We start from the raw sequence: 12,754 nt of genomic DNA, 5'->3' as shown, positions 1-12,754 counted from the left end.
GGCAAAAAATGCAGAAGCTCGAAGGTGTACTCAATCTCAGCGCCAACGACCTCGTGGGTCATCTCAATTGTCGCTATCTGACGGAATTGGATCTAAAGGTTGCCAACGGCGAACTGGACAAGCCGAAGATCTGGGATCCCGTTCTCGAAGTCCTTGCCGAGCGCGGAGACATCCACGAGCGCGCCTTCGTGGATCACCTGAAGGCGAGCGGGTTCGCCACGACCAGGATCGAGGGCATCGGTGTCGACGGTGCAGCCATCGCAGCAACGATGCAGGCGATGGCGCGTGGTGACTCCGTCATCGTCCAGGCAGCGCTGCAGGCCGGCAGGTGGAACGGACGGGCGGACGTGCTGCGCCGTGTGGAGACGAACAGCCGTTTCGGCTCCTGGTCTTACGAGGTCACCGACACCAAGCTGGCCCGCGTCACGAAGGGCAACACCGTACTGCAAATCAGCTTGTACTCCGACATGCTTTCCGAGATGCAGGGTGCGCCTCCCCGATTAGCGCACGTCGTGACCCCGGGAAACGACTTCGCGCCAGAGGAGCATCGAATCTCAGACTACGCCGCATACTACCGACACGTCAGGTCAAGCTTGGAAAACGCGGTCGAGTCCGATGCTACAGGTTTTTATCCGGAACCTATCGAGCATTGCGAAATATGCAGATGGCGTAGTCATTGCCAGCAGCGCCGGAGAGCCGACGACCACATGTCGTTGGTCGCGGGCATCAGCAAGATCCAGATCGGCGAATTCGAAAGGAATGGCGTTGCCACGATGACGGAGCTTGCCGAAATCCCGTTACCGTTGACGTGGAGACCCGATCGTGGAGCCGCCGCGAGCTATGAAAGAGTAAGGGAGCAGGCTCGAATACAGGTCGAGGGCCGGGCCAAAGGCCAGATCGTCTACGAAGCCCTGCCGCCTGTGCCCGGTTTCGGTCTTTCGCGTATCCCACCGCCATCGCCGGGCGACATCCTCTTCGATTTCGAAGGAGATCCTTTCGTTGGAGAAGGGGGGCTCGAGTTCTTGTTTGGATACTTGTATCGCGAGCCGGACGGATCCCCAAAATACGTGGGGGATTGGGCCTCCGCCCGACACGAGGAGAAGGGGGCTTTTGAGCGGTTCGTGGACTTTGTCGTCGATCGATTGAAGGCCTATCCCGATCTGCATATCTATCATTTCGCTCCGTACGAACCGGCAGCGATGAAGCGGCTGATGGGGCGGTACGCGACGCGCGAGAATGAGGTTGATAATCTGCTCCGCGGCGAGATCTTCGTCGATCTGTATTCTATTGTGCGCCATGCCATCCGCGCGAGCGTCGAAAGCTATTCGATAAAGAAGCTAGAGCCGCTGTATTCCTTCGTCAGAAGCGTGCCTCTCGATGAGGTCGGATCGGTGCTCGCAAGAACACAAGCACGACTGGAGATGTCGGATGCCGGCGCTATACCGAACGAGGACAAGGCCGCCATCAAAGGATACAATCGCGACGATTGTGCCTCGACGGAAGGTCTGAGGGATTGGCTCGAGGATCTTCGAACATCCCTCATCGAGAGCGGCGCGGTCATCGATCGGCCCAGTCTCGTCGATGTCGAAATGAACGTCGAACTGGCGGCTTGGCAACAGAAAGTGGCCGCGCTCTCGGCCCGACTCGTGAAAGGCATTCCGGATGACATGAATGAGCGGACGGCCGAACAGCAGGCGCGCTGGCTGCTTGCCGCGCTGTTGGATTGGCACGGTCGCGAGAAAAAGGCAGTGTGGTGGGAATATTTTCGTCTGGCGGATCTCTCTGCCGAAGATCTTCTGCACGAGCGCGACGGCCTAGCGGGCTTGGATTTCAAAGGTCAGGTCGGCGGCACGCAGAAGGCGCCCATACAGCGCTACAAATTCGATTTCCAAGACTCCGATATACGTCCGGAAGACGATCTGAGGAGCGTGGGAGGCGAGAAGTTCGGTACGGTCTCGGCGATTTCGCTCGAAGACCGCACGATCGACGTCAAAAAGCGCAAAGATACTGTCGACTTCCACCCCGAGGCGGTCTTCGCGCACAGCTTCGTAGATACGCAAGTCCTAGCCGAATCCTTGATGCGGATCGGCGAACACGTTGCAGATCATGGAATGAACGGAGACGGCGATTATCGTGCCGCTCGCGACCTCCTGATGGCGCTCGCTCCGCGCCTACGCGGACACGAGCTGCAGCAGCCGGACGAGCAGGTGCTCCAGACCGCTGTTCGAGTTGCCCTCAACCTCGATCGGAGCGTCTTTCCTGTGCAGGGGCCACCTGGTGCCGGCAAGACGTTCACGGGGGCTCGAATGATCGCTGCACTTGCTGGCGCCGGACGTACAATTGGCGTGACGGCCAACAGTCACAAGGTAATCCGCAATCTCCTCGACAAAGTGGCTGAGTGCGCGGACGAACAAGGTCAGCCGATACGGTGCATCCAAAAACTGTCCGAGAAGGAGCACGACTCGGAGGTCCTCCGTTTCACGACCAACAACGGAAAATTTCTCGATGCTTTGAGAGCTGACTGTCGCGTGGGCGGTGCCACGGCCTGGTTCTGGGCGAGGCAAGATGCTTCACATTCGGTAGATGTGCTCTTCATCGATGAAGCGGCTCAGATGTCTCTCGCCAACGTTCTTGCCGTGTCGCAGGCAGCCGAGAGCATCGTGCTGCTTGGAGATCCCCGACAGCTCGAGCAGCCGATCCAGGGAAGCCATCCTGATGGTGCCGCTGTTTCCGCCCTCGATCACATACTAGGTCCTCACGCTACGGTACTGCCGGATAGGGGGCTGTTCCTGCCCGAGACTTGGCGTCTGCATCCCGAGATATGCGCGTTCAACTCCGAACTGTTCTATGAGGGGCGCCTTCGATCGCGCACCGGGCTGGACAGGCAGCAGATACGGTCCAAGGGACCGTTGAACGGAGCGGGGCTGCGCTTCCTTTCAGTCGAACACTCCGGAAATCAAAATTCGTCGCGCGAAGAAGCCGACAAGATCAGCGAACTGATCACGGATATCCTGAACGCCGGCACTACATGGGTGGACGGAAGCGGAAAGGAAGCACCGGTCGGTCTCAATGACATACTGATCATTGCGCCATATAACGCTCAGGTCTTCGAACTGCAGGACCGCATCCACGCAGGCCGCATCGGAACCGTCGATAAGTTTCAAGGACAGGAAGCGCCAATCGTCATCTATTCGATGACAACGTCCAGCTACCTGGACGCCCCGCGAGGAATGGAATTTCTGTACAGCGCAAATCGCCTCAACGTGGCCACTTCACGCGCCAAGTGCATCTGTCTCATCGTGGCGTCGCCGCGCCTGTTCGAGGTCGATTGCCGGACGCCTCGGCAGATGCAGCTTGCGAATGCATTTTGCCGATACTTGGAGCTGGCGGAGCCAATCTAGGCTCCGCCTCAACGGAGAGACCGGCTGAGCGACATGTCCCGCGCTCTGGGCGGCGTTTGCCGTCACCCGCTCCAGCGGTCCGGGGCTGGCGTTGGAGCGTGACATGCCACGGAGTGTGAGCAGTCGAACTGCGGCCGGTATTTCTTCGTAGTACAGCGCTGGTGCAGAGTGCTTAGAGGGAGATGAGCCCGTACCGGAGGCCGATAACGACCGCGCTGATCCTGTTCGCAGTCCCAAGCTTTTTCTTTACGTTGCCGAGATGAAACTCGACGGTTTTCTCGGAAATCTGGAGAATTTCACCGATCTCCCAGTTCGTCTTCCCCTCTTTGCACCATTCGAGGCAGGCGATTTCCTGCGGCGTCAGGAGCGGGCCATCTGCACCGGGTATTTCACAAGGCAACGATTGCCTCGCGACGGGGTCTTCCCCGCAGACGGGCGACGGATCTTCATCGAGTTGCGCAGTGATCGCAGCCGCATGGATACAACGCTTCTCTAAGCCGGATTGGTGTGACGCAATGCAGCGCTGCCCTTGGTACTGGACAGCATCGGGCGTCGATATAGGAGATCGATGGGAGGGCATGCTGTGAAACACACGTTCTTTTGGCGATACCGCCGATAGGTCAAATAACTCTGGAATCCATCCGAGCGTCAAATCGCGAGGTAACAGTTGTCAGCACTAGTGCTTGCGCAACACAGCGCAAATCTAGTGGAAGAGAACAATTGAAAACAGCCGGCGCCGGATTGCGTAATGCACTGCATAATTAGTCTACCGCGTTTAAAGGTCTGCCAGAAGCGGGGTTAAGGGGCAGGATCGTGCGGATAAACTGCGTATTCTGTAGAATTGTGAAGAGAATCCGCGTTCGTGGGGCGCGGGTCAACCGTTAGCCCCCGGAGAAGGCGCCGAGCGCGATGGTTGCGGGCTCAAAACAAAAGACGCTACCAAATCGCGTGAGCTAGCCAGTGCCTTCTCAGTCTGCCGAACCGCATTTTTGACCTTGCGGGAGCCGCGCTTCCAACGACTGGTCAGATGTGAGCGATCGGTCCGGTACCAGTGCAGGTAAACTTCGAAAACGGCGCGCAGATGCGAGATTCGTGCGAATTTAGGCATGCCATCGCAGTAATCAATATCAGACATCGTTTAAGTATACGAACACGCCTAACCCGCGCGAGCAGGCTCCGGCGCATCGCTCCCGTGACGGAAAACGACTTGGAAATACAGAACCACGCCAAAAAGTAAACTCCGCCACAAAACACGTTTCCCCGACACATTTCCCTGACGCCGTGTGCGCTCTAAGGGGGCAAAAGTTTTTGCGTTGCGAGATCTCTTGATGGAGCTGGAAATCAAAGAGGACATGGGTCTTCAGGGTGACAACAATGCTCGATGAAGACTTGGCGCGAATTCGGGCTCATCGCAACAACATGAACCGGTGTCGACGACTGCTAGGGACAAGACTGTCGGACGTAGAACGCCGGTTGATCGAGAAACGCCTTACAGAGGAGCAGGCCGCGCTCCATTCTCTTTTTGAGAAGACCTTCCCCCTCTCATTTTCACTTCCGAAAGATCCGACCGACCCTCCGAAACTTCAAGACGGGCAAAGTTGGGATCGTGCGTAACATTGAACCCAATTTGGACTGCTTTTGATCTGCGGGCGACCGGGCAATAGTTCGGCTTTCGTAGTCCCGCCTCGGGGCGCACCGGCTTCAGAAGGCTGCCGAGCGGCAATCGAGATCGAGTTTGCGGCCGAGGCTCGGATGCGGGGCAGTGGAACGCTCAACGCGGCTATGCTGGTCGTGGCGTTCGTGGTAGTGTCCGATGGACAGCGATGATGATCCGCATTAGCACTACTTCTTCATGGCAAGCTCTCTGATCCAGTCGGCGTCATAGCCACGGTCGGCAAGCAGCATTAACCCGACTTTCAGACGAGCAGTTTTCCGGCAAGTCGAACGTCGTGGGCCTCACCGGGGCTCAGCGCCAGCCGTACCGGCAGACCATCGCTATCGACCACCGCATGGATTTTGCTCGTCAAGCCGCCGCGTGACCTCCCCATCGATTGGCGCTGGTTTCGTGTGATGCAGGCTCCATGCTGATGCACACGGACAATGGAGGTGTCGATCATCTGGACAGCGGCATCGTGGGCAGCGGCAAATGCGTCTATGATGCGGCCCCAGACTCCAGCCCGCCGCCAACGGACGAAACGGTTATAGCAGGTCGTGTAAGGGCCAAAATGATCCGGCAGATCGCGCCAAGGTGCCCCGGATCGCAGGACCCAGAAGATGCCGTTGAGGACACGTCGGTCGTTTATCCGAGGAACGCCACGCGGCTTGTTCGGCAGCATCGGCTTGATGGCAACCCATTCATGGTCGGCGAGTTCGTAGCGCATGATTCGACCCCCAGTTTGGGAGTTTGAATCACGGGGGTCCGTCCAAGCGCAACGCCTCTGGCCCGGCGCCGGTTCGGCGCTCACGGGTAGAAGCGGACATTAACCTGCCGACAACCCCCCCGTTGAATCCGTCGAAAATGACCCTGACCGGATTTGAAGCGCACGTGTTTTCCGGTGATGAAGTGCCTGAACTGCTGTACTATGGAGACAGTCACATCGACGGCCAGCTCTGGTAATCGGGTATCATTCGGCTGAAGCCAAAATGACAGACGCCAACGCTGGTGGCAGCTCGAAGTTCGACCTACACGTGGTGCATCAAGGACTGTTCAATGGCAACGTGTCCGTTCTGTTTGGAAGATACAAAGGACGGGGCGAAGAAGTGTCCCCATTGCCAAAGCGATCTCGTCAGGGACCAGGATCACTCCCAAAAGGTCGTCTATATCCTGGACCAAGGTCTAGTCACGTTCGCAAAATTCGCCTTGGTGCTCTTCGGACTCTTCGCTGTCGTGCTGTACACGGCACTCGGATTCCATATCGAAGACTCCGTGAAGCAGATCGACGAGAAATCAAAGTCCGTCGCCGAGTTGCAGGCTAAAGCCAAGGACATAAGCATTGAAATCCAAAAGAGCGCTCTTTCAGACCAAAAGGAGCTGCAGAAATGGAAGGAGGAACTCCAGCAAAGTATCAGGTCCGAGATCGAGCGGAAATAAGGCAGACAGCGCTAAGGCACGCGCCGACTTTGTGAAATATGTCGATGACGTTAAGGACGAAATTAAAAAGAATCTCGAGGCAATCGGCGAATCGCGCGAGCATGCATTGGGTTATGAGAATGAAGCCGCCGAGGCTGGACGCAAAGCCTTGCAAATCGTCGCAACCCTGCAGATCGACCCGAAAGCGGTCGCGCCGCTCGTGGCATCGGTCGGGGCCGAATCCAAATCACCACCCCAGCGCTTGAACATCAGCGTCGGGATCGTGTCGGAGGTGAACGAACTAGGCACCGACGAGCTGTCGCGCGTTGCTGCGGCACTACAGAAACAGGTTAGCCGAGATCTTAAGCCAATCTGGGGTGTGGATGCGAAAATTGAAGCTTTCAAATCACTGGGCGCTGTTCCCGTTGGGGTTTGGCCGATGATAATAAAGAAGGATATCGGTGTCGTGGGGGCCGCAGGAATCCATCTAGAGAAAGATAGCGCGCCTTATTCCCTGGTAACTTACGTGCCGGGTGACTCGCAATGGGCGATCACGGCAAGCCATGAGTTGATCGATATGTTAGTAGATCCGTCCGGCAATCGAATGGTTTCCGGCCCGTCACCGCGCGCGAGCGACCAGGACAGAACTGTGTTGTTCCTGGTTGAGCCGGCTACGCCCGTCGAAGGATCCAAGCACGCTTACACGATAGATGGGGTGATGGTCTCCGATTTCGTCACTCCCGAATTCTATACCGCACCAAAGAGCCAGAAGTCACGATACAGCTTCAATGGTACTGCCGTTGAGCCGAGGAAAATCGCGATTGACGGATATGTGTCCTGGATGGACCAGCAAACGAATGAATGGCAACAGGCCATCTGGTTTGACGGGAAGGAGCCTCAATTTCGCAGTTTGGGCAAGATCGACTGAGGCTTAGCTGCGGACCCACTGCGGAGACGTGATCAACTCACATCCATAAGGCTGGAGTAGGTGAGTCTGGTTCTGGCCCAGACTGTGTACTTTTCACACAGCCTGGGCCCATCGCGACATATTGCGCTGCCGCACGAACTCGGCCGCTATAGGGGCAAAGCGGTTCGCGCCTGCGCGCAATGTATTCGGGGGCTGCTTGGACGAGCGGTGATCGCGAGCACTTGAGGAAGATGGTGTCGGAGCCGCCCTGCTCAACTCCTTGCGGCCAACGGTGGTTGGACAATCAGGAGGGACGAAGCGATACCCAACAGCGCTCCCTGCGACAAGCATCCGTCCGAATCATGAAATCGCGAATTGCGGGGTATCTTCCGGCCAGCTGACTTGGCGTGGGTATGAGTGTTTCGGTGCCGTAATCTAGTTGCATAAGTTCCACATAGAGTTGCCGATAGCGGTCAATTGTTATCGCGGTACGCTCGGGATTGAAGAAGTTTGCCGGTTCTGCCTCGACAGGCACGAAGCCCAGCAGAAGAGAGGTTCTCACCTTCTGCGGATCATCGGAAGCAGGCCGTGTATACGCGATTGCCCGTTCCGGATCGTCAATAAAGATCGTGCCTAAGACGCGATGCAGCAAATGTATTCTCATAGCAGAATTTTGCATGCGTTCTTTCCGATAATGACCATCGAGTAGCATGCGAGGCGGGCTTTCGACCTCAACCAGAATTCTGCGGGCGCCCATCTCCCGCGTGAACTTGGCGAACAGTTGCTTCATCCTCCGCGTAGATAGTCTTCCGCGGTCGGTCGCGCGGATAGCAATGTATGGAACGTATATCGACTGTGGGATCATAGGGTTTAGCCGAACCAAACCAGCCCCGATTGCGTGTTGCCCAAGAACGAGCAGGAAATAGCGCGCGATGCGAGGTCTATGAAAGAGCTCGTTGAGTCTATCGTCCGCTTCTAAGTCCGTTAAAGTGAATGCCTCCTTGAGGATTGATATTGCGCAGCGATACTCAACCGCTGCCTCGACCAATACCAGGGCGTCGGAGCCTCGATCGTGACTGACGGCGAGCGCGTTCGGCGCGTCGCCCATTTGCAGTTGGAAATTTGCCAGTGCTGGTTCTTCGGTGGCCATGACTTCCAATGAATGATTGAGACCGAGCGAAGTCTGCGCGTCCCCGACGTCCTCCGCTTGCGCATGGACACACTTGTTCTGTCGCAACCACGAATTTCCCGGTCATAGATGCTCGGCGCCTCGCGGCGGAAGCCGTGAACATGACGTTTCGAGACGCGGCAACCAGCATGCATCACTGAGCGGGCGGCCCCTCAGCGATGAGCCCAAAGCCTCGGGTCCGCCCTACATCACCGGGTGGCTGGGAGGACGGTGATGCTGGTTACGACAAAGCAAACGGCATGCCGAAGGGAAATCGCCGCTTCTAACTAGCATGGGCTCCAGTCATGTTTGAGACTGAACCATGCGCCGGCTGACGTCTGTCAGAAATGTCTCGAAGCTAACAAACGAAGTAACGCGTCGATTTTCACGGCGCTGGAGCGATCCAATGTTTAATCTGCGGACTAGCTACGCGGCGAACAATTCCACTCGGAGCGGCCTGAGAAGCGGCCGGCCGCTCTTTCGCTTGTCTGCTTCGCTATTCTCGTAAATGCAAATGCGCGCGTACCAATGCTACAAGAACCTCAGGTGCCTTATGATGAGGCAGACCACGATGCGAGCAACAGCCTCCCGTCGGCGAACAGCGCCAGAACCCGCCCGTCGTTCCATGCAAATAGCTGGAACTTGGTGCCTTCCACAATCTCGCTTGATGTGAGAGTGCCCGCGCAACCGAATACGTGAACGACGTCTGCGTAGTTCGCTCCAAGCTTGACAACGCTTAGCTGGGAGCTTCTGACGCGACAATGCCCGCTCGGCAATGAGCGAGCGTCAACTGACTTATGATCCGCATCCAGGTCATCAGGGGCGGCCGGATCGGCGAGGATCTCGCTCGACGGAGCGCTGGCCTGTGCGGGTCGAGGCCCACTCGCTATCCGGCCTGGCTCCGCGAATAGCCATGCGGAGACCGCAATTACTGTGATCGGGATTATCTGTCGGTTGATGGGATAGCCTGTCATTGCGAACAATTGGCCATGAACTCGTTACGTCCGGTACAGAGCTTCTTTCCAATAACTAAGAACAACATGTTTTCGCCTTGTGTTGTTGGTCTCTCCGAGAAATGGGACACGACTATGAGCCGAACGCGACTGAAGCGGTCTCAAGATGCTCGGTCCGGTATCAGGCTGCCTGGCCCCGATTAAGACAGAGCGGGGCGAACGCGACGCCGTTCATGGCGGCGCCAGGTCCGCCCCTACATCACCGCGACGGCTCGGCGATGTTGTTGTGCACAGAAGCAAGCTCTGTGCCGAACTGAAAAGCCGGCAGGTTGTGCGGGTCCGGCGAGCTTGAAATTGGTCGAAAGTCCCTAAAGGAGCATCCAAGCAAAAAGGCCCGCGCTTAGCGCATTTGTCTGTACGACACCTGCTTCGGCAAATTGCGGTATCTCAGTTAGCCATTCCAATTCCACCTGTCGCTTATTGGTGCCCTGTCATGATTTGCGTCGTGAGGCATCGCTGTTCGACCGACAGTGCAAGCACACTGTGCTTTTCGCTCATCTCGCCAATCTGCAAGTTGCGAAATCGCGAGCAACCGACAAGCCCTCTACTTCCATATAAGTTACCAAGCCGGCAGAAAGGTTTGGATCCATACTGCGCGCTGCGCACTTGTCGGGAACGTCATCGGCGTGCCTGGAAGACCCATAATAACCGGGCCGCATCATGAAAGAGGTGGATGGCTGGGACAGGCGGGGGGCGCAGAGCTTCACCGGGCAATCTGTGCTGGGGAAGCGGCGAAACTCTAATTTGCGGGGCAAGCCCGACCATCAAGCAGGCGGCGAGCTCTGTCAAACCTGGATGATTTTCGTCACAGCTTCTCTGAAGGACGCAGCTGCTGTCTCTTACGATCTACTGATGCGATCTTGGGTCGTCGCCTAAGACGCTCACGCGAAAGGGCTTGAATCGAGCGTGGCGTCAGGTTGTAAACAAAATGCGAGAACGCCGGCCACGGGACCTTCCATATGACAAAGTCGTTTCTCGCTACTCATTTTGCCGCGGAATCCGTAGCGGGCAGTACTAGAGAATCCAGGTTAGGAGTTGACTGCGCCAAGCTGGCGCTCCGAACGGCTACGTTCGTTTCTGCGTCTATATTTGCCGCGGGGCCGCTCGCCGCGCAAGCTGGGCCCGCCAGCGATAGTCTGAATTGGTCATCCAGCACGCAATCGAACGGCGCCTCCGCCGTGGCCGTCAAGCAGCCGATCTCGCCGTTCTGGGACAGCTCGGTCGGCGCCGACATGACAGTGGCGCGCGAGCCCGCCACCATGTTGGAATTGCTGGCGGAGAAGGCCGCTAATGGTGGCAGCGTGCCCCAATCCTCCGGCAGCGCCTGGGCTGTAGCAACCGCGCCCGGTGCAGGCGTCATCTGGGACAAAACCGTCGTAAAAGCGCGCGTTGATCCGGGCACGGAGAATAGCAAGATAGGCACCGCGCTCACCAAATCGCTGCCAGTATCGAACGATTATTCGCTGGCCGTGGAGGTCGACTACAACATGATTCAACAGGGGAAGATGCCGCTCTTCGGCATGGGCGGACAGGAGATGCGCAACTACGAGACCCATCAATCGGCAAAAGTCACAATCACCGGGATCGGCACCAGCTTTGTCGTCGGCCAGACCATGTCTACCATCGACGACAAATGGCTGCGCACGTTCGGCGCCGAACAGAAGCTGTTCAACGGTGTAACCATCTCCAGCGCGATCGGCGAGACCGCACAGGGCACGACGAACATGAGCCTGACGGCGGGATTTAAGAAGAGCTGGTGAGGTTTGCCGACAAGCTGTTAGGGCGGCGGCGTGGTAGCCAGCACAACGCCTTGACGTTGATATCGTCGATGACGGCGTTTCGCTCCAGCGGCGGAGCAAAGCGTTCGGCAGCAAGCGGATGCCGCCGCAGTAGCGGCCTACAATAAACTCCCGTTTAGATTTTTGGAGCCAGCGAAGTTGGGCAAAGAACGGAGACTGCGGCTTTAGCCGAAAGCCGCTCTGTTCCAATTCGGACGAAACGTTTCGTCAGAGTTGGGGCACTTGTCCGCTTCGAACATTCGCAAGCGAAGGGCAATCAAGAGGAATCGCGATGAACCGCGCGCAGGGCTTCTTCATCTCAATGCTCGTCACAGGCTGTATATTCATGTGTGCGGCGCTCGCGCTGTGGCTTCTCGACTGGTGAAACAGCAACGCCGCCCGCTTGAAATGATCGCGGGCGGCGTTACGCGGGGCTCGGGAGGGTCGTGCAAAATCCCGGTAAACAAGGGGTCTGCACGTCCCGTGCCAAGGTTCAGGTCTCGGGCTGAGACACCGAGGAGGGGAAGCGGACCTGGAATTAGCACGTGGCGCAAAGCTCTATTTACTGGCTTCATCCACCCACTTCATTCCTTTGCGGAGATGCTGATCATCGATACGCATCGGTCGCGCCTGTGCACAGTCTGATGACCAAATGCGCCACCGGGAGCTAACGCGACGCAGCCGCCTGGTTTCACAGCGCTCGCTGCGATCTGTCGCAGAGAGTTGGGTGGGGCGGCACCGACGCCTGGATCGAAAGATTCGCCGAGTCCGCCCCTACATCACTCTGGGAGCATAGTGATGCGCTTTGAACGTAGCAAACGACCTGGCGCTGCAACTACTGCAACTATTTCATGCCAGAATGGCTCCCGATGAGGCTTGTATCGGACGCAGCGTCAAGTTGTACCATGCTGGCCCCGTTGGTCCTGCCCTAGCAGAGATCAGCTGCTCCAAGGTGAAGGCGGCGAGCGCAAGCAACGGACGAGAGGCCGCGGACGCGGCGACAAAAATTGCCGGATCGACCATCGATCAGCAATTCCAAGAGAGATCCTGGCCTTAAGTGCCACCGGCTCAACTTGACCAACCCATGGTCTTCGCAAAAGTCGATGGTGCATCACCTGACCTCCTTCTGTGCTCGATCGGTGTTTTCGTCTCGTTGGATGAGAATCGGTCGATGATGGTCGGTCAAGAGCGACTAGCCGGGGCAGATGACCGAAACCCGATTTTTCAAAGAGGCGGCTGCGTTTGATGTCCGAGCGTAGATCTTGGACCGCAGCGAAATTTTGGACTGGAGCGAAATTCAGCCTGGACTTGTTGGACAAGGATCCAGTTGCGCCAGCCCCCTCGTTCTTTGTTCAGAGTCTGACAGCGGCACACAAAGTGTGAGATCCAAAACCGCGTATGCGATTGCTCCATGCGA

The 12,754-nt window shown here is 57.2% G+C and carries 7 protein-coding genes and 1 pseudogene; 5 read left to right on the top strand and 3 right to left on the bottom strand.

The window, feature by feature from the left end; translation table 11 throughout:
* The first annotated feature begins 8 nt into the window (after positions 1 to 8).
* Positions 9 to 3,401 carry a TM0106 family RecB-like putative nuclease gene (locus Q2941_RS26270; protein ID WP_458194158.1) on the top strand — a complete coding sequence of 1,131 codons (3,393 nt, stop codon included), beginning with the start codon at positions 9 to 11 and terminating at the stop codon, positions 3,399 to 3,401.
* Positions 3,402 to 3,573: 172 nt separating this feature from the next.
* On the opposite strand, the gene Q2941_RS26265 is transcribed toward Q2941_RS26270, so the two are convergent.
* Positions 3,574 to 3,705 carry a LuxR C-terminal-related transcriptional regulator gene (locus tag Q2941_RS26265; protein ID WP_458194186.1) on the bottom strand — a complete coding sequence of 44 codons (132 nt, stop codon included), beginning with the start codon at positions 3,703 to 3,705 and terminating at the stop codon, positions 3,574 to 3,576.
* Between Q2941_RS26265 and Q2941_RS26260 the strand changes: the two genes are divergently transcribed.
* On the top strand, positions 3,661 to 3,897 hold the full coding sequence (locus Q2941_RS26260; protein ID WP_458194189.1) for a hypothetical protein: 237 nt from the start codon (positions 3,661 to 3,663) through the stop codon (positions 3,895 to 3,897). The genes Q2941_RS26265 and Q2941_RS26260 overlap by 45 nt on opposite strands.
* Before the next feature lie 1,349 nt (positions 3,898 to 5,246).
* On the opposite strand, the pseudogene Q2941_RS26255 reads toward Q2941_RS26260, so the two are convergent.
* Positions 5,247 to 5,782, bottom strand: a pseudogene (locus Q2941_RS26255) (IS5 family transposase); the annotation flags it as partial.
* A 329-nt stretch (positions 5,783 to 6,111) separates the two neighbouring features.
* Here Q2941_RS26255 and Q2941_RS26250 point away from each other — a divergent pair.
* On the top strand, positions 6,112 to 6,492 hold the full coding sequence (locus Q2941_RS26250) for a hypothetical protein (protein ID WP_458194157.1): 381 nt from the start codon (positions 6,112 to 6,114) through the stop codon (positions 6,490 to 6,492).
* A 31-nt stretch (positions 6,493 to 6,523) separates the two neighbouring features.
* Entirely contained in the window at positions 6,524 to 7,399 is an 876-nt protein-coding gene (locus Q2941_RS26245) for a hypothetical protein (RefSeq protein WP_458194156.1), read from the top strand.
* A gap of 283 nt (positions 7,400 to 7,682) precedes the next feature.
* Here Q2941_RS26245 and Q2941_RS26240 read toward each other — a convergent pair whose 3' ends face one another.
* Positions 7,683 to 8,615, bottom strand: coding sequence for a hypothetical protein (locus Q2941_RS26240; protein WP_458194155.1), 933 nt, complete (start codon positions 8,613 to 8,615; stop codon positions 7,683 to 7,685).
* Positions 8,616 to 10,737: 2,122 nt separating this feature from the next.
* On the opposite strand from Q2941_RS26240, the gene Q2941_RS26235 reads away from it, so the two are divergent.
* Positions 10,738 to 11,319, top strand: a complete 582-nt coding sequence (locus Q2941_RS26235; protein ID WP_458194154.1) for a hypothetical protein — start codon at positions 10,738 to 10,740, stop codon at positions 11,317 to 11,319.
* Positions 11,320 to 12,754: the final 1,435 nt, after the last annotated feature.

It is taken from the genome of Bradyrhizobium sp. UFLA05-153 (assembly GCF_054185185.1).
This window is presented reverse-complemented; position numbering and strand designations above follow the sequence as displayed.